We start from the raw sequence: 22,722 nt of genomic DNA on the forward strand, positions 1-22,722 counted from the left end.
CTGGAGATTGCAGGAAGTGATGATATTTTAAACTACAAGTTTAATGAGCAACCCTTGACTTTTCAGCGGCATCTCCCTATAATGATATGCAGACGAAAGACGTCTGCACACCAGTAGTCTACACATAAGGGCTTGTACTGGTTTCGACGGGGGTCTGGAAGTTGGAGAAGCCATCCGTAGCGGGACACTACGTTAAAAGTTCCAACTAAATATAAACGCAGACGAAAATTTAGCGTACGCAGCCTAATTAGGCGGCAGTCGGCCCGGAATCATCCGCTGTTCCGGTAACCGGCTTCAAACAGGCGGAGCACTTCGTTTCCAAAGCTTTGCGGAGATGGAAGAACTTATGAAGCTACTAAAACGGATAACCTGTCATTAGGTGATTCGCGGAGGGAATGTCAGAATAATGACTGTGATGGGAGATGCTCTGATGGATGGGCTTTCGGACGCGGGTTCAACTCCCGCCAGGTCCATTTTAACGGAACAGGATAACGGCATTGTGTAGTGATGAATCATTATACAGTGCCGTTACTTTTTATAAAATAGAAAACTTCGTTTCTATTTTATAAAAATTAGTTGATTGTCTTGAAAAATGCTTGATTTGCAGGCATATTCGCAGGTTTGCAGATTGATTTTACTACTCATTTACTACTTTTAATGAATTGAGCCTTGATATGCAAAAAGCACCTGCGGACTGCCGGATAGACCGCTGCACCACCTTACGCGGCACGTCGAAAAGAAAAAATAAAATAAGCACCACCTATAAGGCGGCGTTTCTCACTCCTACACAGGAGAACAGGAACGCTGCTTTTTTTATGCCCTCGTGTTACGCAGTAAGGGCAAACAAAGCCTTGATTTATGCGGCTCTTAGAGCGTGGAAATGAGAAAGACAAGGGTTGATACCTTTTCCCTCAAAACCGCGTTTCTACTGCGTAACAAATCCAACGAAAAGGAGTGACGAAGCTATGGCAGTTTTCCGCGTGGAAAAGAACAAAGGTTATACCGTTATGAGCAACCACCATTTACGCAACAAGGAGCTTTCCTTAAAGGCAAAGGGCTTGTTGTCGCAAATGCTCTCACTTCCCGAAGATTGGGACTACACCCTTGCAGGACTGTCCCTTATCAACCGGGAAAAGATTGACGCTATCCGGGAAGCAGTACGGGAACTGGAAAATGCCGGATATATACAGCGTTCAAGGGAACGTGATGAGAAAGGATGCTTACGCGGTACAACGTATGTTATCTATGAGCAGCCGCCTAAGTTGGATTTACCTACATTGGAAAAACCAACATTGGATAATCCAACATTGGAAAAGCCTATGTTGGAAAAACCTACGTTGGAAAATCCAACGCAATTAAATAAAGAACTATTAAAGACTAACTTACCAACAAAAGAAAAATTAAATACAGATATATCAAGTACCCATTCCATTCCTTTCCATTCCCTAAATCCCTCTCCCTTAGAGGACGCGGCACAGCCGCCGGAACGGAAGCGAAAGGAAACGACAGACGCATATAGCGTGTATGAGGAAATCATCAAGGACAATATCGAGTACGACTATCTGATACAGGATAGATACCTTGACCGGGACAGGATAGAGGAAATCCTTGCCCTTATTCTTGAAACTGTCTGCACCAAACGAAGAACAATCCGTATCGCCGGGGACGACCACCCGGCAGAGCTTGTAAAAGCAAAATTTATGAAACTGAACAGCGAACATATCCGCTTTGTACTGGACTGTATGCAGGAAAACACCACCAAAATCCGCAACATCAAGCAGTACATGAAAGCTGCCCTTTTCAATGCCCCGTCTACGATTGGCAACTATTACACGTCCCTTGTATCTCACGATATGTACGGCGGGCGTACTATCCAGTCGGCAAGAAGCAAGGGCATACCCGATTACACCTGCAACGAGGGCGAAAGCCTGTAAACCAACCCAAAGGAGGATTTTATGATGACACAGAAAACAGGAGCTTTGATTTTTGATGAAACCGCTGACCGCTACGACATTCGCTTTGACGTAAACGACTATTACGGGGGCTTGCATTGCGGCGACTGCATGGAGGTCTTTGTGCGGGGCAAATGGAAGCCGACCCGTATGGAGTACGGGGACAACTGGTATCTTGTGGGTATTCGGGCGGCAGACCTTTCCGGGCTGCGGGTACGGATTTAACAGGGCGGCGTGAAAGCGGACGCTCTTTTTTCATGCCCGCCCCGCTTCCCGGCGGCGGGCATACCACCATAGAACACGAAAGGAGGACACCCATTGCAGGAGGAAACTAACGAAAAGACCATAGCCCTTTACATCAAGACCGGGAAGCTGACGGCACAGCAGCTCCAAAAGGCTATGAAAGCCCTGCTTGCACAGATGAAAAAGCAGCATGACAGACAGAAAATCCCACATGGAAAGCAGACCCTAAAGCAGCTTATGAAGCAGAACGCGGGCGTTTCCAACATTGAAATCACAAAGGACAATATCAAAGCCTTTGAGAGTACGGCGAAAAAATACGGGATTGACTTTGCCCTAAAGAAAGACAGCACCGAAACCCCGCCCCGTTATCTTGTGTTTTTCAAGGGACGGGACGCGGACGCACTGACCGCAGCCTTTAAGGAGTTTTCCGCAAAGAAGCTGACGCAGGAACAAAAGCCCTCTATCCGCAAGCTGATTGTTTCCCTCAAAGAAAAGGCGGCGGCTCTGAACGCGCAGCGGGACAAAGTAAAAAACAAAGACAGGGGGATTGCAAGATGAACGCTATCAACTGGAAAAAGCTGCTGCTTCCCAACATTCCCTATCTGCTCTTTGTGTATCTCTTTGATAAAGTCGGGCAGGCGGTACGCCTTGCGCCGGGGGCTGACCTGTCCGGCAAGGTGCTTTCCCTTGCAGACGGCTTTTCCGCTGCCTTTACAAATCCGCTTCCGAGCCTTGCCCGTATGGATTTGCTTATCGGTATTGTGGGGGCTGTCCTTATCCGGCTGATTGTCTATGTAAAAGGCAAGAACGCGAAGAAATACCGCAAAGGTATCGAATACGGCTCTGCCCGTTGGGGGACTGCCGAAGATATTAAGCCCTACACCGACCCGGTATTTCAAAATAATGTGCTGCTGACACAGACGGAACGGCTTACCATGAACAGCCGCCCAAAGCAGCCGAAGTATGCAAGGAATAAAAATATCCTTGTTATCGGGGGAAGCGGCAGCGGCAAGACGAGATTTTTCGTGAAGCCCAACTTAATGCAAATGCACTCAAGCTACGTTGTAACTGACCCGAAAGGTACGGTTTTAGTCGAGTGCGGGAGGCTCTTGCATCGGGGCGGCTACCGGATAAAAGTGCTGAACACGATTAACTTCAAAAAAAGCATGAAATACAATCCCTTTGCCTATCTCCGCAGCGAGAAAGACATTTTGAAACTGGTAAACACTTTGATTGCCAACACCAAAGGGGACGGGGAAAAAGCCGGGGAGGATTTTTGGGTAAAATCGGAACGGCTCTTTTACTGCGCCCTTATCGGCTACATTTGGTACGAAGCCCCGGAGGAAGAAAAGAACTTCACGACGCTGCTTGAAATGATAAATGCGTCGGAAGCCCGCGAGGACGACCCGGAATTTCAGTCCCCCGTTGACCTTATGTTTGAACGGTTGGAGGGAAAAGACCCGGAACACTTTGCCGTCCGGCAGTATAAGAAATTTTTGTTATCTGCGGGAAAGACAAGAAGCTCTATCCTCATTTCCTGCGGTGCGCGGCTTGCCCCTTTTGACATTAAAGAGCTGCGCGACCTTATGGAAACCGACGAAATGGAGCTTGACACCATAGGCGACCGCAAGACCGCCCTGTTTGTTATTATTTCCGACACCGACGATACATTTAACTTTGTTGTGAGTATTCTTTACACGCAGCTTTTCAATCTGCTTTGCGACAAGGCAGATGATGAATACGGCGGCAGGCTGCCAGTCCATGTGCGCTGTCTGTTAGACGAGTTTGCAAATATCGGGCAGATACCGAAGTTTGAAAAGCTCATAGCCACCATACGAAGCCGGGAAATCTCCGCTTCAATCATTTTGCAGAGCCAGTCGCAGCTAAAAGCCATTTACAAGGACAACGCCGATACCATAGCCGGCAACTGCGACACCACCCTGTTCTTGGGCGGCAAGGAGAAAACCACCCTCAAAGAAATGTCGGAAATCTTGGGGAAAGAAACCATTGACAGCTTCAACACTTCTGAGAACCGGGGGCGGGAGGTATCACATGGACTGAACTATCAGAAGTTAGGCAAGCAGCTTATGACGGAAGATGAAATAGCAGTCATGGACGGCGGGAAATGTATCTTGCAGCTACGAGGGGTGCGCCCGTTCTTCTCTGATAAGTACGACATTACAAAACACCCCAACTATAAATACCTGTCCGACTATGACAAGAAAAATACTTTTGATATGGAAAAGCATTTAAGACGCAGACCCGCCCTTGTGAAGCCGGACGAACCCTTTGACTATTACGAAATCAGCGAAGCAGATTTGCAGGAGGACACCGCCCATGAATAGACGTATCCGAAAGAAACAGGATAAGAAAATCACAGAAGCCATAAACGGGCTTATTTTCATTGCCGAGCGACGGGAGCAACAGCGACAGGCAGCTATCCGGCAGTTTGTAAAACGGTGTGAAACCCTGTATGAGCAGCAGCGAAAGGAGGAATTGACGCAGTAACAAAGAAACAGATAACTTACAGAATACGCGCCCCTACAAAAATTCCTATCGCTAACAACTGAATACCGCCGCGCGGCAGACACATAGGCAGCGCGGGGACTTATGACCGCGGCAGTTACAAAACTGACCGCCGTTTTTTATGCCCTTTTATGGGGCAAGCCGCATTTGCGGCAGAAAGGAGCTTTATGGAATTTTTTAACTCTGCTATCGACGTATTACAGACCCTTGTTATCGCACTGGGCGCAGGCTTAGGCATTTGGGGCGTTATCAACCTCTTAGAGGGATATGGAAACGACAACCCAGGTGCAAAATCACAGGGCATTAAGCAGCTTATGGCGGGCGGCGGCGTTGCCCTTATTGGCACTATCCTTGTACCGCTTCTTTCCGGTCTGTTCGGATAAGTTTACGGAGGGTAGCCTATGGAGAGCATACTTGACGCGATTAACGAATGGATAAAGGAAATCCTTATCGGCGCGATAAACGGTAATCTGTCAACGATGTTCGGGGACGTAAACGAAAAAGTAGGCACCATTGCAGCGGAGGTAGGCAAGACCCCGCAGGGGTGGAACGCGAACATTTTCAACATGATACAAAATCTGTCCGAAAATGTGATTGTACCCATTGCGGGGCTTGTCATTACCTATGTCCTCTGTTATGAGCTTATCAGCATGGTAACGGAAAAAAACAATATGCACGACGTTGACACATTCATGTTCTTTAAGTGGTTTTTCAAAGCCTTTGTTGCCGTTTTCTTGGTAACACATACCTTTGATATTACTATGGCGGTGTTTGATATGGCGCAGCATATTGTGTCCGGCGCGGCGGGGGTAATCGGCGGCGATACGAATATCGACGTAACCGAAGCCCTTGCCGCCATGCAGGAGGGACTAAAAGATATGGAAATCCCCGAACTACTGTTACTTGTCATGGAAACGAGCCTTGTAAGCCTTTGTATGAAAATCATGTCCGTACTGATAACCGTTATCCTCTACGGCAGAATGATTGAGATATACGCCTACTGTTCCGTTTCCCCTATCCCTTTTGCCACCATGACAAACCGGGAATGGGGACAGATTGGGAACAACTACCTAAAGGGGCTGTTTGCACTTGGTTTTCAAGGCTTCCTCATTATGATATGCGTCGGCATTTATGCGGTTTTGGTAGGCGAAATGGTCTTAGCGGACAACCTGCACAGCGCGATTTTTTCCCTTGCAGCCTATACCGTTATCCTCTGTTTCTCCCTGTTCAAATCCGGCGCACTGGCAAAATCCATATTCAACGCCCACTAAGGGCAGAAAGGAGGTTTTTTCTTGGCGTATGTACCTGTACCCAAAGACCTTTCCAAAGTCAAAACAAAAGTCGCTTTCAATCTGACAAAGCGGCAAATCCTTTGTTTTTCAGTGGCACTTCTTATGGGACTGCCGCTTTTCTTTTTGCTCAAAGACAGCGCAGGGACGAGCCTTGCGGCAATGGTAATGATTGTCGTCATGCTTCCCTGCTTCTTGGTTGCCATGTATGAAAAGCATGGGCAGCCCCTTGAAGTGGTAATAAAGAACATCGTTCAGACAAAATTTACCCGCCCCAAAGTGCGACCGTATCAGACAGAAAACCTATATGCACTCTTGGAGAAACAGCGGGCATTAGAAAAGGAGGTATCAGCGATTGTCAAAAGGACAGACAAAAAAGACGCGGGAAGCCGCAGGAAACAGGCGTAAGCTGACCCGCGCGGAAAAGAAACAGATAGCGGCGGTTATCCGGCAGGCAAAGGGGGACGGCAAAGCCCACACCGCACAGCAGACCATTCCCTACCTTGCCATGTACCCGGACGGTATCTGCAAAGTGGCGCAGCGGAAGTATTCAAAGAGCATTGCTTTTGAGGACATTAACTATCAGCTTGCGCAGGCAGACGATAAGACCGCCATTTTTGAAAACTGGTGCGATTTCCTCAATTACTTTGACGCAAGCGTGAACGTGCAGCTTTCTTTCATCAATCAAGGCTCACAGCAGGAACAGGCAGCGCGGGCAATCCATATCCCGCCGCAAAATGACGATTTTAACTCTATTCGCACCGAGTATTCCGATATGCTGAAAATGCAGCTTGCCAAAGGGAACAACGGGCTTGTAAAGCACAAGTACATCACGTTTTCCATTGAAGCGGACAATCCGGCGGCGGCAAGGGCGCGACTTTCCCGTATCGAAACGGACGTACTCAACAATTTCAAGGTGCTTGGCGTATCGGCGCACCCCTTATCCGGCTATGAACGCTTAAAGGTGCTGCATGGGGTATTCCACCCGGCAGGCGAGCCGTTCTCATTCTCCTATGACTGGCTGACCCCGACAGGGCTTACCACAAAGGACTTTATCGCCCCGTCCTCTTTCAAGTTTGGGGAGGGACGCTACTTTGCTATGGGGAAAAAGACGGGGGCGGTGTCGTTCCTTGAAATCCTTGCCCCGGAGCTGAACGACCGTATCTTAGCGGATATGTTGGACTTGGAAACAGGGGTTATTGTCAATCTCCACATTAAAAGTATCGACCAGTCGGAAGCAATCAAGACCATTAAGCGCAAAATCACAGACCTTGACAAGATGAAGATTGAGGAACAGAAAAAAGCGGTTAGAAGCGGCTATGACATGGATATAATCCCGTCTGACCTTGCTACTTTTGGGAATGAAGCAAAGAACTTGTTGCAGGATTTACAGAGCCGAAACGAGCGAATGTTTCTCCTTACGTTCCTTGTGGTAAACATGGCAGACACGAAACGGAAACTGGAAAATGACATTTTCGCGGCGGCGGGCATTGCACAGAAATACAACTGCGCCTTGACCCGTCTTGACTATCAGCAGGAAGCGGGGCTAATGTCCTCTATCCCTCTTGGGGAAAACCTTATCCCTATTCAGAGAGGGTTGACGACGAGCAGCACCGCTATTTTTATCCCGTTCATCACGCAGGAGCTATTTCAGACCGGGGCTGCCCTGTATTATGGCTTAAATGCCCTGTCAAACAACATGATACTCTGCGACCGTAAACAGCTTAAAAACCCGAATGGGCTTATCTTGGGAACACCGGGCAGTGGAAAATCCTTTGCAGCAAAGCGGGAAATCACAAATGCCTTTCTCATTACTGACGACGATATTTTTATCTGCGACCCGGAAGCGGAATATTATGCCCTTGTAAAGCGGCTTGGCGGGCAAGTGATACGCCTATCCCCAACTGGGAAAGGCATGGACGGTACGCCCCAGTATGTAAACCCTATGGATATAAACCTTAATTACAGCGAGGACGACAACCCCCTTGCGCTGAAAAGTGATTTTATCCTTTCCCTTTGTGAGCTTGTCATTGGCGGCAAGGAGGGCTTGCAGCCCGTTGATAAGACCGTCATTGACAGGGCTGTAAGAAATGTGTACCGCCCGTTCCTTGCAGACCCCGACCCGGCAAAAATGCCTATTTTGGGCGACCTTTACGACGAGCTGCTAAAACAGCCGGAGCCGGAAGCTGCCCGCATTGCGGCAGCATTGGAGTTGTATGTTTCCGGCAGCCTTAATGTATTCAACCACAGAACGAATGTGGAGCTTTCTAACCGCCTTGTCTGCTTCGATATTAAGCAGCTTGGAAAACAGCTCAAAAAATTAGGTATGCTCATTGTGCAAGACCAGATATGGAACCGCGTTACCATTAACCGGGCAGAGAAAAAATCTACCCGCTACTATATGGACGAATTTCATCTGCTCTTAAAAGAGGAACAGACCGCCGCGTACAGCGTGGAGATTTGGAAGCGTTTCCGTAAATGGGGCGGCATACCCACAGCAATCACGCAGAACATCAAAGACCTTTTGGCAAGCCGCGAGGTGGAAAATATCTTTGAAAACTCTGATTTTGTCCTTATGCTCAATCAGGCACAGGGCGACCGGGCTATCCTTGCAAAGCAGTTAAATATCAGCCCACAGCAGATGAAGTATGTAACCCACACCGAAGCAGGCGAGGGACTTATCTTTTATGGGAATGTGGTGCTTCCCTTTGTAGACCATTTCCCGAAAGATACCGAGCTTTACCGCATTATGACGACGAAGCCGGAGGAAGTGAGCAGCCTATGAAACAGTTAAAACCACGCGATAAAATCACGCAGAAAATGACCCGCGACGGTGCGGTGGAAATCAATGAAACACAGCAGACTGCCGAGCGTATCAGCAGCCGGGAAGCAGACAGCGACTTTTCACAGCCGGACACCGCTACCGCAGAGCGTGTCATGGAACACCTTGACGCAGCCCATACCCGAAAGGCAAGCAAAAAGGCAGTCAAGAAAGCACAGGAAGCGGCTGTTTTGCGTACTTCCACTTCACGCTTGCAGTTTACCGACGAGGAACGGGAAACGCCAAAACTGCAACCCTACATCAAAAAATCGGAAAAAGCAGCCGACAAACTGGACGCAGCAAAGGCAGCTCTCCCGAAGCAGAAGAAACTTGTAAAAGAGCGCACCTTTGAGGAAACCACCGGAAAGGCAAAGACCCGTTTACGCTTTGAAGAACAGGAAAAGCCGATACCCGGCGGCAAAGCCCACAGTAACCCGTTATCCCACCCCGCGCAGGAAGCGGGTATTTTTGTTCACAACAAAATCCATAGCGTCGAGAAAGATAATTCCGGTGTGGAGGGCGCGCACAAATCGGAGGAACTTGCCGAGCGCGGCGCAAGGTACGGGACAAGAAAATTAAAACAGGGCTACCGCAGCCATAAGCTGAAACCCTACCGGGAAGCGGCAAAGGCAGAACAGGCAGCGTTTAAGGCAAACGTCAATTTTCAGTATCACAAAGCCTTGCAGGAGAACCCGCAGCTTACAAGCAATCCCTTTTCCCGGTTCATGCAGAAACAGAAAATCAAACGCCAGTATGCAAAAACCGTAAAGAAAAGCGGCTCAGCCACCGCCAAAGCTGCCGCCGGAGCGTCCCAAACAGCAGCAAAGAAAGCGGCTGCCTTTGCAGGACGACACCCGGCAGGCGTGATAATCGCTATCGCCGCGCTGCTTCTGTTCATCATGGTATCCGTAGGGCTTTCCTCTTGTGGGGCAATGTTTTCCGGCAGCATGAACAGCGTGTTAGGGACTTCCTACACGTCCGAGGACAGCGACCTTGTGGCAACGGAACAGAGCTATGCTGCAATGGAAAATGAGCTGCAACAGGAAATTGACAATATCGAAAGCACCCACAGCGGCTATGATGAATACCGCTATGACCTTGATACTATCGGGCATAACCCCCACGAATTAGCGTCGTACTTGACTGCCCTTTTGCAGAGTTACACCCCGCAGAGCGCACAGGCAGAGCTAAAACGGCTGTTCGGCTTACAGTACACCTTGACGCTGACGGAAGAAATCGAGATACGCACCACCACCGACGAGGAGGGCAACGAGGAAGAATACGAATACCGTATCTTAAATGTGAAACTGACAAACAAGCCGATTGCTTCCCTTGCGGAAGAACTGCTGAACCCACAGCAGTTTGAAATGTTCAAGGTGTACTTACAGACACAGGGCAACAAACCGTTGATTTTTGGCGGCGGCTCTCCCGACGGAAGCCCGTCCGAGGATTTAAGCGGCGTGGAGTTTGTAAACGGCACACGTCCCGGAAACCCGGAGCTTATGGAGCTTGCAAAACAGCAGGTCGGAAACGTGGGCGGCTACCCTTACTGGTCTTGGTACGGCTTTAACAGCCGCGTGGAATGGTGCGCCTGCTTTGTGTCATGGTGCTACAATCAAGCCGGAAAAAGCGAACCCCGCTTTGCGGGCTGCGAATGGCAGGGCGTTCCTTGGTTCCAGTCAAGGGGACAATGGGGCGCACGCGGCTATGAGAATATCGCACCGGGCGACGCTATCTTTTTCGACTGGGATTTAGACGGCGTTGCCGACCATGTGGGGCTTGTGCTTGGCAGGGACGGAAGCCGCGTCTATACCGTTGAGGGCAATTCCGGCGACGCCTGCAAGATTAAAAGCTATGACCTCAACTATCAATGTATCAAAGGCTACGGGCTGATGAACTGGTAAGCAGCCCCGAAAAGAAAGGAGAATTTATTTTATGGCAAACAACAAAATCGACCGTATCAATAAGGAAATCGCAAAGACCCGCGAGAAAATCACAGAGTATCAGAACAAGTTAAAAGGACTGGAAGCGCAGAAAACCGAAGCGGAAAACCTTGAAATCGTGCAGCTTGTACGCGCTATGCGACTTACCCCGCAGGAATTAAATGCTATGCTGTCCGGCGGCGGTATTCCCGGCATGAACGCCGCACCCGCTACCGAAGCGGCAGACTACGAAGAACAGGAGGACAATGCAGATGAAAAATAAACTCAAACAGACCATGACTGCCCTTTGTGCCGCCCTTATCCTTATGGGCGGTTTTTCTGTCCCTGCCTATGCACAGGGAACAGCCGCAGAGCCACCCACAGAGGACGCGACCAACGACAGCAATGTAGTGGTGGAAGAACCGGAAACGCCGCCCCTTACCCCAAAGGGCAACGCAACACTGGTGGACGATTTCGGCGGCAATAAGCAGCTTATCACTGTTACCACCAAAGGCGGCAACTACTTTTATATCCTCATTGACCGGGCAGCCGAGGGGGAACAGACCGTACATTTCCTTAATCAAGTGGACGAAGCCGACCTTATGGCACTGACCGAAACCGGGGAAGCCACGAAAAAGCCGGAAGTCTGCAACTGTACGGAAAAATGCGAAGTCGGAAAGGTAAATACGTCCTGCCCGGTATGTGCAACTACTCTGACAGGCTGCACAGGCAAGGAACCCACGCCAACACCCACCGAGCAGCCGGAAGAACCCAAAGAAAAAGACGGCAATCCCGGCGCGGTGCTTGCCTTAGTCCTCTTTGTGCTGCTTGGTGGCGGCGCGGCGTTCTACTACTTTAAGTTTGTAAAACCGAAGCATAACGTGAAAGGAAGCACCGACCTTGAAGATTTTGACTTTGAGGATTACGACGAGGACGAGCCGGAAGCAGATACCGGGGAAGTTTCCAAAGAGGAAGAAACGGAGGACGAGGAAGTATGACCCTGTTTACCGACAATCCCTTTGAAAAGATGATGATACAGAAGCCGGACTATGGCAAACGGGAAAAATCCCCGCCGGAGCTTTCTTCCCCACGCTGCGCGGGCTGCCCTTACAAGGGGCAGTCCCCTTGTGTGGGGTACTGTATGAGAAAACTGGAAAACAAACGACAGACCGAACGATAAAAGGAGGAATTATCATTGATTTTAGTTATCGCAGAAAAGCCCAGTGTGGCACAGACAATCGCTGCCGTACTTGGGGCAAAGGAAAAGAAAGACGGATTTCTCACAGGAAGCGGCTATATCGTTTCTTGGTGCGTGGGACATTTGGTAGGGCTTTCCGAAGCTGCCGCCTACGGGGAGCAGTATAAAAAGTGGAGCTATGACAGCTTACCGATTTTGCCGCAGGAATGGAAGTACACCGTTGCTTCTGACAAGGAAAAGCAATTCAAGACCTTAAAGGAACTTATGCACCGGGCAGACGTTTCCGAAGTCGTCAATGCCTGCGACGCGGGGCGCGAGGGAGAACTCATTTTCCGTTTTGTCTACGAAGTTGCCGGGTGCAGGAAGCCCACGCGCCGCTTGTGGATTTCCTCAATGGAAGAAGCTGCTATCAAAGAGGGCTTTTCTCATCTGAAGAACGGCGAAGCATACGACGCGCTCTTTGCTTCCGCATTATGCAGGGCAAAGGCTGACTGGCTAATCGGTATCAACGCCACCCGTCTTTTTTCTGTCCTTTACAACCATACCTTGAATGTGGGACGCGTACAGACCCCGACCTTAAAAATGCTTGTTGACCGGGACGCGGCGATTACCACGTTCAAGAAAGAAAAATACTATCATGTGCGCCTGTCCTTATCCGGCGCGGAAGCTGCAAGCGAAAAACTGTCTGACCGTTCCGAAGCTGACAGGCTGAAAGCTGCTTGTGAAGCTTCAAAAGCAGTCTGTACTTCCCTTGTGAAAGAGAAAAAGACCGCAGCCCCGCCGAAGCTCTTTGACCTTACTTCTTTGCAGAGGGAAGCAAACCGCCTGTTCGGATATACCGCAAAGCAGACCCTTGACCTTGCACAAGCCCTGTATGAAAAGCGTTTGCTTACTTATCCGAGAACCGACAGCGCATTTCTGACCGACGACATGGGCGACACAGCGGCGGGCATTATCAAGCTGCTTTGTGGGAAATTTTCTTTTATGGCGGGCATGGACTTTGCGCCGGAGCTTGCAAAAGTGCTGAACAGTAAAAAGGTATCAGACCACCATGCCATTATCCCGACTATGGAGCTTGCAAAGACCGACCTTGCCGCGCTGCCGGAAAGCGAAAGGAATATCCTTACCCTTGCCGGGGCGCGTCTGCTCATGGCGACCGCCGCAGTACATACCTTTGAAGCGGTTACGGCTACATTTGAATGTGCCGGACAGTCCTTTACCGCAAAGGGAAAAACAGTGCTGTACGACGGGTGGAAAGAGATTGACCGCCGTTACCGGGCAGCCTTAAAGAACAAGCCCGAAACGGACGACGCAGACAGCGACACAGAAAAGACCCTGCCGCCATTTACCGAGGGACAGACCTTTGAAAATCCGGCGGCAACGGTAACGGAACATGACACAACACCGCCAAAACCTCACAACGAAGCGTCGCTGCTCTCTGCTATGGAGCACGCCGGAAGCGAGGACACCGACCCGGACGCAGAACGCAAAGGGCTTGGAACTCCCGCCACCCGCGCCGCCGTCATTGAAAAACTGGTAAAGGGCGGTTTTGTGGAGCGAAAAGGCAAGCAGCTACTTCCCACAAAGGACGGTATCAACCTTGTGTGCGTCCTGCCGGACACCTTGACAAGCCCGCAGCTTACCGCAGAATGGGAAAACAATCTGACACAGATTGCAAAAGGCAAGGCAGACCCCGCCGCATTTATGGAGGGTATTGAGAATATGGCGCGGGAACTGGTAAAGACGTACCCGTTTCTTTCTGATGATAAAGCGCAGATGTTCAAGCCGGAACGGGAAGCGTTGGGAAGCTGCCCCCGCTGCGGTTCTCCTGTCTATGAGGGCAAGAAGAATTACTATTGCAGCAATAAGGAATGTATCTTTACCATGTGGAAAAATGACCGTTTCTTTGAAGAACGAAAAGTAACCTTTACCCCGAAGATTGCCGCCGCGCTCTTACAATCCGGCAAGGTAAATGTGAAAAAGCTCTATTCCCCAAAGACGGGCAAGACCTACGACGGAACTATCGTATTGGCTGATACGGGCGGGAAATATGTCAACTACCGGGTGGAGCTTCCGAAGAAAAAATAACTGAATAGCAAGCATAGGAAAAGAGTACCCTTTTCCGTAAAATTCCTGCTTTCTCTACCGAGAACGGCGGGGATTTTTGCTTGTTGGGAAGTTTCCCAAACCCTCTGAAATCTTGAAAAAATATCTAAACTCTTTGGCAAAAACGCGGGCGCGGGGTACTGAATGATGAAACTGGAAAGCGCAGCGTCCGCGCTGCCTTTGGGAAAGGAGGTTACACATGGCAAATTTACGGGACACCGTAAAAGACTATCAAGAAGAATTAAGGGACGGTATCGCTTGGGTGGCGTTTTGGAAAACGGGACGTTCTTGGAACGCGGAATATTTCCACCTTGAAATGGGCGATATTCTCTACCCGGAGGACAGAAGCCGCATGGAAGAAATCAAACAGGCTGACCCTGCCGCCGTTGTGGTAAACGGCTATTATTCCGGCTATCTTGGCGAGGACAGGAACCTTGACGAACTGACCGCCGGGGTGCGCCGCCACTACGAAAACGGATATAGCAATATCGGGGAATTTATCGAAGCCCACGACGACAGGCTGCCGCCGGAGCTTATCGAGGAAGCAAGAGCCGCCGCCCACGCTGCGGGGCTGCCTTTTTCTGAAAAAGCCTACCGGGGCGGCGAAGAACCCGACCCCTATCTATTTGACGGGAGCATGAGCATGGAGGACTACGAGCTTATGCACCGCATGATTGAGAAAGAAAGGAGTGAGCGCATGGAAGAAACGATTTTAAGCGGGTATCTTTCTAATCTTGGAAAGTACACCGAGGGCAGACCTGCGGGCGAATGGGTATCATTCCCCACGACTGCTGAACATTTGAAAGAAGTCTTTGACCGTATCGGGATAGACGGCAAAAACTACGGGGAGCTGCACATCACAGAATATCAGTCCTCTATTCCGGGACTGGCAGGGAAATTGACCGAGCTTGAAAGCCTTGACGAACTGAACTATTTGGGCGAGCTTTTGAAAATGCAGTTTGACGACGACCGGGAAAAATTTGCTGCGGCTATCACATACGGCGACCATACAAGGGACTTGCAGGACATTATAAACCTTGCACAAAATCTTGACTGTTACTGGATTTATCCGTCCGTAAAAACCGAGGAAGATTACGGGCATTATCTGATTGAAGAACTGGACGAGTTGGAGCTGCCGGAAGAAGCAAAAAACTATTTTCTCTATGAGGAATACGGGCGGGACGCTGCTATCAATGACGGGGGCAGATTTACCGAGCAGGGATATATCTACAACAACCGCAACACCTTTACACAGTGGTATGACGGACGGGACGTGCCGGAGGAATATCGGGTAACACCGCAGCCGCCAGTACAGGAAAAGGAACAGGCAGACCTTGACGCTGCCGCAGCCATACCGACCACTGCCACAGAGCAGCCCCCGGTTCTCCCGATTATCCTATCTTCCGAAAAGCCCGCCAACAAAATGAAAGAGATTACCGACCGACTGGAACAGGGCATTTTGGGGATTTATGAAAGCGACCGTTACGCCGACTATCTGCGTACTATGTCTAAATTCCATGATTACAGCCTAAACAATACAATCCTTATCGCCATGCAGGGCGGCAACCTTGTAAAAGGCTATAAACAATGGGAAAAGGAATTTGACCGCCATGTAAAGCCGGGGGAAAAAGCTATCAAGATAATTGCGCCCGCGCCCTTTACCGTTAAGAAACAGGTGGAAAAAATCGACCCGGACACGCAAAAGCCTGTTTTCGATAAGAACGGGAAAGCCGTTACCGAGGAAAAGGAAATCCAAATCCCCGCCTTTCGTGTGGTATCTGTTTTTGACGTGTCGCAGACCGAGGGTAAGGAGTTGCCCGACCTTGGGATAAAGGAGCTTACGGGCGACGTGGAACAGTATCAGGATTTTTTCGCTGCCCTTGAAAAAACTTCCCCCTTTGCTATGGGATTTGAAGCACTAAGCGGCAGTATAAAAGGACGCTGCAATTATGAGGAAAAGTGTATTCTCATCAACGAGGGCATGGACGAATTGCAGAATATCAAGACCGCTATCCATGAAATTGCCCATGCGACACTCCATGACATAGACAAAGACGCGCCGGAACGTCCCGACCGCCGCACCCGCGAGGTACAGGCAGAAAGCGTCGCCTATGCCGTTTGCCAACACTACGGGCTTGATACGTCGGACTATTCCTTTGGATATATCGCCGGGTGGAGCAGCGGAAAAGAACTTGCAGAACTGAAAGGCTCTCTTGAAACAATCCGCAGCACCGCCGCAAGTCTGATTGATACCATAGACGGACATTTTGCAGAAATCCAAAAGGCACAGGATAAGGAACAGACCACCGAACAGGCACAGACCCCACAGGAAGCTACCATACAGCCCGAAGCAGAAGCAGCCGCGCCGGAGCTTCCCGAAGAAACAGCCCCGGTACAGGAAAAAGAAGCACAGACCGAGCCGGAAGCTGATACAGGCGCAAGCAGCGAAGCACCACAGCCGGAACAAGCTGCACCCGCCGCACCTTATTACACAATCAACGAAGCTGCCGCCAAACGTGCAAAGGACGCAAACAGTTTTTCCGATTATAAGCAAGGCAGCGCGACGGCTGAATACAGGCACTATGTAGATGAAGCCGTACAGCTTGCAGAAAGGCAGAAACAGCGGGTAGACCCGATGTACCATGAGAAAATCGACAGCCTGCTTGACACCTACGCCCGGAAACTGGCGGCGAACATGAACAAAGGCTATGAGATTGACGCGCGTGTTCCCTCTATCCTCATTGCGGGCGGCTCTAACTTCCCCACAAGGAAGAAAGAAAAGCAGAACGCAGCCCGCGACAGCAATTACCGGGAATGGCAGGACATACAAGGACTTCTTGATAAAATCCGCAGTACCGGCATGGGCGGTATCAGTGCAGACGACCCACAGGCAGTACAGAAGTTAGAAAAGAAACTGGAAAGCCTTGAAAAATCACAGGAAACCATGAAAGCCGTAAACGCCTATTACCGTAAGCACAAGACCCTTGACGGCTGCCCGCATTTGTTGCCGGAACAGCTTGAAAAATTAAAAGCGGACATGGCGAGCAGTTGGCATTTGGGGGACAAGCCCTTTGCGACTTGGGCGTTATCCAACAACAGCGCGGAAATCCGGCGCGTGAAAGACCGTATCAAATCCCTTTCACAGCAAAAAGAAATCGGTTTTGTGGGTTGGGAATTCGACGGCGGCAAGGTGGAAGCAAACACCGAAGCGAACCGTCTGCAAATCTTCTTTGAGGATAAGCCGGACGAAGCTACGCGGGAAGCCTTAAAAAGCAACGGCTTCCGTTGGTCGCCAAAAGCCGGGGTATGGCAGCGGCAGCTTACCAGTAACGCCTATTATGCGGCTGATTATGTCAAGGCGATTGCACCTCTTACCGGGGAAAAGCCTACCGAGTTACAGCGGGCGCATATCCGGGCGCAAAAGGTAGCTGCACAGGAACAATTCGCACAAGGGCAGCCGGAGCAGGAAGCCCCACAGGATAAAGACACCTTTTCCATTTATCAGATAAAAGGCGGGGACGAAACAAGGGACTTGCGTTTTGAGCCTTACGACCGTCTGATTGCCGCCGGACACCGGGTAGACGCGAAAAACTATACACTTGTCTATTCCGCACCTCTTACGCCGGGGACTTCCCTTGAAGATATTTACACCCGCTTTAATATCGACCACCCGAAAGATTTTAAGGGACACAGCCTTTCCGTTTCCGACGTGGTGGTACTTCATCAGAACGGACAGGACACCGCCCACTATGTAGACAGCTTCGGTTATAAGGACGTGCCGGAGTTTTTGCAGCCGGAAAATTATCTGAAAGCTGCCGAACAGACCACCGAGCAGAATTACAACATGATTGACGGGCAGATAAACAACACCCCGACCGCTACGGAACTGGAAGAAAAAGCAAAAGCCGGAGGACAGATTTCCCTTGCAGAATACGCCGAAGCCCTCAAAGCAGAAAAGAAACAGGCAGAGCCGGAGAAAAAGTCCTCTATCCGGGCGCAGCTTAAAGCAGCGAAAGAACAGGCACCGAAGAAACAGGCAAGACAGAAAACACAGGATTTGGAAAGGAGCTGACCTATGAAGTTACAAAAATTTGAAAATGTGGACGTTATTGCTTCCCTTGAAGCCATAATGAAACAGAACACCGCTTTTTATCAGAGCGATTTTGACATAGACAAACAGATTTTGCGGAAAGCGGCGGTAAGCCTTATCCCGGAGGACAAACGGCTTTTGTGGTTTTCCCGCCCGTCCGGGACGTGCTGCTTCCGGGAACGGGACGTTTTTCTAAAGGACACAAGGCAGCATAATACATGGCGGTTTTACGGGGAACAGACCCGCGATACTATCCTTGCCTATGCGGTGGAACTGACAGGCACAGAGCAGGAAAAAATCAAGGGCAATCTTTATGAACTGGATTATTTGCAGCATTTCCGGGAAGTAATCGAAAAATCAATCCCTGCCGACAACTACACGCTGATTTATGAGCATGGGGAGCTGACAAAGCCTGCCGGACAATATTTTGACGGGGACACTGACCCGCAACTTGGAAAGTTTATACGTTTTGAAGCACAGCCAAACGACCCGGAAGCCTTAAAAAGCCTTTTGAGGGAACAGCAGAAAAAACGAACACCGCATACGCAGAGGGATTTTCAGTTACATATCGCCGCCCTGCATGATAGACAGATTGAAACAGAAGCCCGCCGGATTGTGGAAAATGTAAAAGGGCTTGGAGAACCGGACAGCCCCGAAAAGACCCATTGTGCGGTAGAACTTTCTCCCTACTTTGTTCCACTGGCAACGGATAAGGATATGGAACGGCTGCTTTCCATGCTCCCTTACAAAAGCCTTTCCTTATCTACGTTGGAGGGCAGGCATGGCGTTTATGCGCTGATAGATAAAAGCGAGAGGAAGAAAGAGATGAAACAGTCCCCTCCCTCTGTCCGGGCGCAGTTACAAACAGAAAAATCCCCAAAAGTCCCGAAAAAGACAGCAAAATCAAAACATCACGAATTGGAGGTATGAGCATGATTAGACTGACCGTTGAAGAAATGAACCTGTTGAGTATTTACCATGAGGGAAGCAAAGCACAGCTTATGGAAAATATGACGGCTGCGCTGCCGTTCATGGACGAGGATATGCGCCCCTTTGCAGAACGCACCTTACAGAAAATTTCCCCGCTAACAGAAAACGAGTATGCGGAGCTTGCCATTTTCGCCGCTGATGAAGTATGACCGGGGGTAAGCGGCTTACGCCGCCACAGAGCCGAAAAGTCAACAGCCTTGTAAAAAAGGAGTGCTGCAACTGCGAGCGCGGACACTGTATCTTACTGGACGACGGGGAGGAATGTGTCTGCCCGCAGCTCATTTCCTGTTCGCTTTTATGCAAGTGGTTTCAAATTGCCGTACTTCCTCTTGATAAGCTACTGTATGCAGAGCTTTTCAAGACAGAGGACAAAAAGCGTTGTACCGAGTGCGGCACGTTCTTTGTATCAAAATCGAACAGCGTCAAATACTGCCCGGACTGCCGGAAGCGGATTACCCGCAGACAGGCAGCCGAGCGCATGAGGAAACGGCGTGCGGCGGTTACGCGATAAGGGCAAAAAAAGCCTTGATTTACAGGGCATAAATGACGTGAAACTGGCATAGGCGATACAGAATACCTTTTCCCTTAAAATGGGGGTTCTACTGCGTAACATTTTAAAATCAGTACCTATAAAAGAACAGGGTGCGGGAGGTCATTACTGGCTTCCTGCGCCCTGTTCTTTTTGTGTCTGACTGTCTTTATCCTGCATTTCCGGCTTCGGCTGTAATTCTTTTTCTATCCGGTTCCGGTAATGGGTTTTCCTGCGGTAAAAATATTTTGTTACTTCCTGTTCCGGCAGCCATATCCCCGCAGCTTCTATCCGTTCCATAACAGCGGCAACGATTTCCCGGTTGTTGTACTTATGCGGCTCCTGTCCCTTTTCTATCCAAAGACGGCGGTATTCCTCATAAAGCCATGTACTGATAGTTTCTTTCTGCCGTTGCTTCAAATGCCGGAACTGCTTATCTGTCCGCAGCAGCTTCCCGTCTACCTTTTTATGATTTTTTGTCCCGATTTCTTTTTTCCTCTCTTTCCATTTCTTCAAGGGGAAACTGGGGGAGGGCTTCTATCAGCTTCATTGTGATATACTGGCGCATATCTTCATCAATTTCCAGTTTGAATGTTCCGTCCGGCTGACGTTTCTTTACAGTTGCCTGCCTGTCGATTTCGTCCTTGTAGCACATAAGCACCTTTTCCACCGCCCATGTTTCTCCGGTAACGGCGGCGCTTATGGTTTCATAATCGGGTATCGTTTGGTCTGCCATGTTTTCACGCTCCTGTCTATATTGGAATACCTTTATCCTACCACGCTTTTATAGATATTTCTACTGTAAGCGTTCGGTTTCCCTGCCCCGTTCCGGTTCTTTTTCCAGTCTTAAAATACTGTCTATGTTCTGTTTGATAACGTCGTATTCCTTGACCTGTTTTTTCAGCTTGCCATAATCAGTGTAAAGGGCTTCTTTCTGCGCTTGGAGCTTCCCGTATTCTTCCTGCATGGCGGCAAGATTGGGGAGCTTGGTAACGCCCGCCGCTTTCAATGCCTTTGCCGCCGCTTCATGGAGTATCAGACTGCTTTCCTGCTTTGCCCGGTATGTGTCCTTATCCTTTGCCCTGCGGTATGCTTCATAGACGGTTTTTGTTTTTTGGTAGGTGGTAACGTGCTTCATCAGCACCGCCATGTCTGCAAGACGTTTCTCCACGCTCTTTAATGCGTCTGCTGTCTTTTCATTTTCCGCATTTATTTCTTCAATCCGGCTGACTAAATCCGCGTACTGCTCAATCTTGTGTTCTGTCAAGAAATTCATAGTTTTTGCAGCCAGTTTCAGATTATGGATTTTCGCCCACTGTTCATAGCCCCGGCTCTCTTGTGCCTTGATACTACTTTCAATGTCGATAAGCAGCGATACGCCGCGCTGCTCTTTGGGAGCTTTCGCTGCCTTTGTGCGCTTGCCTGCAATCCGTTCTTTGATTGCTTCCTCTGTATAATCTGCACCGAGGGTTTTTAAGCGGGTAAAGCGTTCCTGTCCGGGAGCGCGGCAGGAGATATATTTTCCCGGTTTTATCTCATAGCCCGCCGCCTGTAACCGCTGCAATAATTCTTCAAAACTTGCTACTTGGGGGATAAGTGTATCAACGGCAATTTTTAGCTTGCCTTTCCAACTTGTTCCCGTCTTTTCCGCTTGATATTCTGCATAGCTTTTTCCCTTACTGCCTTTACCCGGAATGACAACGGACAGCCCGTTTTCCCTGCACAGCTTATCACTTATGTTCCGTATGCCGTAGTAACTGCGCTTATTGGAATTGTACTTATGGTAGTCAACAAAGTTGACCGCACAAAAAATGATATGGTTATGGATATGCCCTTTGTCTATGTGGGTAGTCAAGACGTATTCATGCTGTCCCTTTGTTACCGCGTCGGCAAGCTGTTTTCCGATTGTGTGGGCTTTCTCACAGTCCACCTCTCCCGGTTCAAACGATTGTATCAGATGAAAGGCTAAGTTGTTCCCTTTCTGCCGAGCCTGCGACAAAGTATATTCAAACTCAATATCTGCCGTTTCATAGCTGCACCCAAAGGAGGACACAAGCGTTTTCCCGTCTGTCTTATCCGGGTTTTGGATATAATCAAGGGCTTTGCTCAACGTGCTTTTAATAGGCTTAATCTTTGTAACCGCCATATCTCCGCAAGCACCCCCTTTATTTCCTCTATGTCCTCTTGGTAGACGCTGCCTGTCGCATTGACACGCTTTGCAATCTGATTGACGTTGACCCCGATTTTCTGTATCTCCGCTGTCATGGCTTTTATGTCGCTATGGTCTGTCTGAATGATATACCCGTCAATGGCAATCTTGCGAAGATACGCCGCCATATTTTGGGTAGGGACGAGCTTCATTTTCTGTTCAATCAATGCCCGTTCTTCCTCTGTTACATAGAATTTGATTTGTACTTTTCTTTTGCGTCCGTTCATGCAATCGTTCCTTTCCATTCCGAGGGTTTGGGACACTTCCCAACAAGCAATTTTTAACCGACGCACCGCAGGGCGGGAGGGCGAAAATACGGAAAAGGGTACTCTTTTCCTATGCTTGCTAAGAAAGTTTTTTATCTTTTATGTCCTTATTTCCCTCTACGGAGAAAAAACCATTTTGCCGAACTTATGCAAAAGAAAAACGCTGCAATCTCAAAAAAGATTACAACGCTTCCGAAAATCCATATTCAATTTTGCCGGACGTTTCTATTTGTCCTCTTTTTCGACTTCTGAAATTTCCTTTGCGGTTGCTGTTACAATCCGTATGCCGTTATCGCTCATATCATCAAGCAGAGCGTCGAGCTGCCGCCGCTTTGTATCTTTTCCGACGGGCGTATCTAAAAGAAACTGGTCTACGGATATATTGTAACGGAGCATAAGCTCAAAAAAGATTTGCAGACTGGGGTGCTGTCCTTTATTCTCAATATTCGCAAGGTAGCGAGGGGAAATATACATTTCATCACTTACCTGTTTGCGGCTTTCCTTGCGTCCTGTCCGCGCAGCTTTTATCGCTTCTCCAAAGGCTTTGAAGTCATATTTTTCTACTGGTCTTTTTGCCATAT

23 protein-coding genes and 1 other RNA gene are annotated in these 22,722 nt (G+C 49.3%); 19 read left to right on the top strand and 5 right to left on the bottom strand.

Going from position 1 to position 22,722, the window contains the following annotated elements:
- The first annotated feature begins 128 nt into the window (after window positions 1-128).
- The 19 genes from ssrA to DXC04_RS01050 all read left to right on the top strand — a co-directional run bounded on the left by ssrA (window position 129) and on the right by DXC04_RS01050 (window position 19,648).
- Window positions 129-476, top strand: a transfer-messenger RNA (tmRNA) gene (ssrA, locus tag DXC04_RS00960).
- A gap of 489 nt (window positions 477-965) precedes the next feature.
- Entirely contained in the window at window positions 966-1,934 is a 969-nt protein-coding gene (locus DXC04_RS15795; protein ID WP_097771238.1) for a DUF6017 domain-containing protein, read from the top strand.
- 24 nt (window positions 1,935-1,958) lie between these two features.
- Window positions 1,959-2,177: a DUF5348 domain-containing protein gene (locus DXC04_RS00975; protein ID WP_004611927.1), complete on the top strand. Its 219-nt coding sequence runs from the start codon at window positions 1,959-1,961 to the stop codon at window positions 2,175-2,177.
- 93 nt (window positions 2,178-2,270) lie between these two features.
- Window positions 2,271-2,753 carry a PcfB family protein gene (locus DXC04_RS00980; protein ID WP_074430170.1) on the top strand — a complete coding sequence of 161 codons (483 nt, stop codon included), beginning with the start codon at window positions 2,271-2,273 and terminating at the stop codon, window positions 2,751-2,753.
- Window positions 2,750-4,540, top strand: a complete 1,791-nt coding sequence (locus tag DXC04_RS00985) for a VirD4-like conjugal transfer protein, CD1115 family (protein ID WP_097771237.1) — start codon at window positions 2,750-2,752, stop codon at window positions 4,538-4,540. Before DXC04_RS00980 ends, DXC04_RS00985 begins: the two co-directional genes overlap by 4 nt.
- Window positions 4,533-4,703, top strand: coding sequence for a hypothetical protein (locus tag DXC04_RS15675; RefSeq protein WP_179860393.1), 171 nt, complete (start codon window positions 4,533-4,535; stop codon window positions 4,701-4,703). Before DXC04_RS00985 ends, DXC04_RS15675 begins: the two co-directional genes overlap by 8 nt.
- A gap of 185 nt (window positions 4,704-4,888) precedes the next feature.
- Window positions 4,889-5,104, top strand: a complete 216-nt coding sequence (locus tag DXC04_RS00990; protein WP_009906233.1) for a Maff2 family protein — start codon at window positions 4,889-4,891, stop codon at window positions 5,102-5,104.
- Window positions 5,105-5,122: 18 nt separating this feature from the next.
- Window positions 5,123-5,992: a VirB6/TrbL-like conjugal transfer protein, CD1112 family gene (locus DXC04_RS00995; protein WP_015529210.1), complete on the top strand. Its 870-nt coding sequence runs from the start codon at window positions 5,123-5,125 to the stop codon at window positions 5,990-5,992.
- Window positions 5,993-6,013: 21 nt separating this feature from the next.
- The gene (locus DXC04_RS01000) at window positions 6,014-6,418 is read left to right on the top strand and encodes a PrgI family protein (RefSeq protein WP_097771236.1); all 405 of its coding nucleotides are present in this window, start codon (window positions 6,014-6,016) and stop codon (window positions 6,416-6,418) included.
- On the top strand, window positions 6,366-8,795 hold the full coding sequence (locus tag DXC04_RS01005; RefSeq protein WP_117814543.1) for a VirB4-like conjugal transfer ATPase, CD1110 family: 2,430 nt from the start codon (window positions 6,366-6,368) through the stop codon (window positions 8,793-8,795). Before DXC04_RS01000 ends, DXC04_RS01005 begins: the two co-directional genes overlap by 53 nt.
- A 152-nt stretch (window positions 8,796-8,947) precedes the next feature.
- Window positions 8,948-10,735, top strand: a complete 1,788-nt coding sequence (locus DXC04_RS01010) for a CHAP domain-containing protein (RefSeq protein WP_439362997.1) — start codon at window positions 8,948-8,950, stop codon at window positions 10,733-10,735.
- A 31-nt stretch (window positions 10,736-10,766) separates the two neighbouring features.
- A complete protein-coding gene (locus DXC04_RS01015) occupies window positions 10,767-11,036 on the top strand; it encodes a DUF4315 family protein (RefSeq protein WP_005933780.1) in 270 nt (89 codons plus the stop codon).
- Window positions 11,026-11,751, top strand: a complete 726-nt coding sequence (locus DXC04_RS01020; RefSeq protein WP_015529207.1) for a DUF4366 domain-containing protein — start codon at window positions 11,026-11,028, stop codon at window positions 11,749-11,751. The genes DXC04_RS01015 and DXC04_RS01020 overlap by 11 nt, the downstream gene beginning before the upstream one ends.
- On the top strand, window positions 11,748-11,933 hold the full coding sequence (locus DXC04_RS01025; RefSeq protein ID WP_015529206.1) for a hypothetical protein: 186 nt from the start codon (window positions 11,748-11,750) through the stop codon (window positions 11,931-11,933). The genes DXC04_RS01020 and DXC04_RS01025 overlap by 4 nt, the downstream gene beginning before the upstream one ends.
- A gap of 15 nt (window positions 11,934-11,948) precedes the next feature.
- Complete coding sequence (locus DXC04_RS01030; protein WP_054344402.1) at window positions 11,949-14,039, top strand: DNA topoisomerase 3; 2,091 nt, start codon at window positions 11,949-11,951, stop codon at window positions 14,037-14,039.
- Between the two features lie 217 nt (window positions 14,040-14,256).
- Window positions 14,257-18,129 carry an antirestriction protein ArdA gene (locus DXC04_RS01035; protein ID WP_118010402.1) on the top strand — a complete coding sequence of 1,291 codons (3,873 nt, stop codon included), beginning with the start codon at window positions 14,257-14,259 and terminating at the stop codon, window positions 18,127-18,129.
- 3 nt (window positions 18,130-18,132) lie between these two features.
- Window positions 18,133-19,077, top strand: a complete 945-nt coding sequence (locus DXC04_RS01040) for a hypothetical protein (RefSeq protein WP_117767613.1) — start codon at window positions 18,133-18,135, stop codon at window positions 19,075-19,077.
- The gene (locus DXC04_RS01045; protein ID WP_005933795.1) at window positions 19,074-19,286 is read left to right on the top strand and encodes a transposon-transfer assisting family protein; all 213 of its coding nucleotides are present in this window, start codon (window positions 19,074-19,076) and stop codon (window positions 19,284-19,286) included. The genes DXC04_RS01040 and DXC04_RS01045 overlap by 4 nt, the downstream gene beginning before the upstream one ends.
- A complete protein-coding gene (locus DXC04_RS01050; RefSeq protein ID WP_005933796.1) occupies window positions 19,283-19,648 on the top strand; it encodes a cysteine-rich VLP domain-containing protein in 366 nt (121 codons plus the stop codon). Before DXC04_RS01045 ends, DXC04_RS01050 begins: the two co-directional genes overlap by 4 nt.
- 144 nt (window positions 19,649-19,792) lie before the next feature.
- Here DXC04_RS01050 and DXC04_RS01055 read toward each other — a convergent pair whose 3' ends face one another.
- From DXC04_RS01055 to DXC04_RS01075, 5 genes are all read right to left on the bottom strand, one after another.
- Window positions 19,793-20,182, bottom strand: a complete 390-nt coding sequence (locus DXC04_RS01055) for a hypothetical protein (protein ID WP_217292091.1) — start codon at window positions 20,180-20,182, stop codon at window positions 19,793-19,795.
- Complete coding sequence (locus tag DXC04_RS01060; protein ID WP_015529202.1) at window positions 20,133-20,402, bottom strand: helix-turn-helix domain-containing protein; 270 nt, start codon at window positions 20,400-20,402, stop codon at window positions 20,133-20,135. Before DXC04_RS01060 ends, DXC04_RS01055 begins: the two co-directional genes overlap by 50 nt.
- Before the next feature lie 60 nt (window positions 20,403-20,462).
- Window positions 20,463-21,812 carry a relaxase/mobilization nuclease domain-containing protein gene (locus DXC04_RS01065; RefSeq protein ID WP_117626625.1) on the bottom strand — a complete coding sequence of 450 codons (1,350 nt, stop codon included), beginning with the start codon at window positions 21,810-21,812 and terminating at the stop codon, window positions 20,463-20,465.
- Complete coding sequence (locus tag DXC04_RS01070) at window positions 21,773-22,102, bottom strand: plasmid mobilization protein (RefSeq protein WP_015529200.1); 330 nt, start codon at window positions 22,100-22,102, stop codon at window positions 21,773-21,775. Before DXC04_RS01070 ends, DXC04_RS01065 begins: the two co-directional genes overlap by 40 nt.
- A 264-nt stretch (window positions 22,103-22,366) precedes the next feature.
- The gene (locus tag DXC04_RS01075) at window positions 22,367-22,720 is read right to left on the bottom strand and encodes a helix-turn-helix domain-containing protein (protein WP_005933802.1); all 354 of its coding nucleotides are present in this window, start codon (window positions 22,718-22,720) and stop codon (window positions 22,367-22,369) included.
- Window positions 22,721-22,722 lie beyond the last annotated feature (2 nt).

This window comes from Dorea sp. OM07-5, assembly GCF_003481355.1.
GTDB lineage: Bacteria > Bacillota > Clostridia > Lachnospirales > Lachnospiraceae > Dorea_D > Dorea_D hominis.

What these genes read in the sequence shown, in the direction of transcription:
- DXC04_RS15795 (WP_097771238.1), top strand. Translation starts at nt 966, where the DNA reads ATGGCAGTTTTCCGCGTGGAAAAGAACAAAGGTTATACCGTTATGAGC.
- DXC04_RS00975 (WP_004611927.1), top strand. Translation starts at nt 1,959, where the DNA reads ATGACACAGAAAACAGGAGCTTTGATTTTTGATGAAACCGCTGACCGC.
- DXC04_RS00985 (WP_097771237.1), top strand. Translation starts at nt 2,750, where the DNA reads ATGAACGCTATCAACTGGAAAAAGCTGCTGCTTCCCAACATTCCCTAT.
- DXC04_RS15675 (WP_179860393.1), top strand. Translation starts at nt 4,533, where the DNA reads ATGAATAGACGTATCCGAAAGAAACAGGATAAGAAAATCACAGAAGCC.
- DXC04_RS00990 (WP_009906233.1), top strand. Translation starts at nt 4,889, where the DNA reads ATGGAATTTTTTAACTCTGCTATCGACGTATTACAGACCCTTGTTATC.
- DXC04_RS00995 (WP_015529210.1), top strand. Translation starts at nt 5,123, where the DNA reads ATGGAGAGCATACTTGACGCGATTAACGAATGGATAAAGGAAATCCTT.
- DXC04_RS01010 (WP_439362997.1), top strand. Translation starts at nt 8,948, where the DNA reads ATGGAACACCTTGACGCAGCCCATACCCGAAAGGCAAGCAAAAAGGCA.
- DXC04_RS01015 (WP_005933780.1), top strand. Translation starts at nt 10,767, where the DNA reads ATGGCAAACAACAAAATCGACCGTATCAATAAGGAAATCGCAAAGACC.
- DXC04_RS01020 (WP_015529207.1), top strand. Translation starts at nt 11,026, where the DNA reads ATGAAAAATAAACTCAAACAGACCATGACTGCCCTTTGTGCCGCCCTT.
- DXC04_RS01025 (WP_015529206.1), top strand. Translation starts at nt 11,748, where the DNA reads ATGACCCTGTTTACCGACAATCCCTTTGAAAAGATGATGATACAGAAG.
- DXC04_RS01035 (WP_118010402.1), top strand. Translation starts at nt 14,257, where the DNA reads ATGGCAAATTTACGGGACACCGTAAAAGACTATCAAGAAGAATTAAGG.
- DXC04_RS01040 (WP_117767613.1), top strand. Translation starts at nt 18,133, where the DNA reads ATGAAGTTACAAAAATTTGAAAATGTGGACGTTATTGCTTCCCTTGAA.
- DXC04_RS01045 (WP_005933795.1), top strand. Translation starts at nt 19,074, where the DNA reads ATGAGCATGATTAGACTGACCGTTGAAGAAATGAACCTGTTGAGTATT.
- DXC04_RS01050 (WP_005933796.1), top strand. Translation starts at nt 19,283, where the DNA reads ATGACCGGGGGTAAGCGGCTTACGCCGCCACAGAGCCGAAAAGTCAAC.
- DXC04_RS01060 (WP_015529202.1), bottom strand. Translation starts at nt 20,402, where the DNA reads ATGGCAGACCAAACGATACCCGATTATGAAACCATAAGCGCCGCCGTT.
- DXC04_RS01065 (WP_117626625.1), bottom strand. Translation starts at nt 21,812, where the DNA reads ATGGCGGTTACAAAGATTAAGCCTATTAAAAGCACGTTGAGCAAAGCC.
- DXC04_RS01070 (WP_015529200.1), bottom strand. Translation starts at nt 22,102, where the DNA reads ATGAACGGACGCAAAAGAAAAGTACAAATCAAATTCTATGTAACAGAG.
- DXC04_RS01075 (WP_005933802.1), bottom strand. Translation starts at nt 22,720, where the DNA reads ATGGCAAAAAGACCAGTAGAAAAATATGACTTCAAAGCCTTTGGAGAA.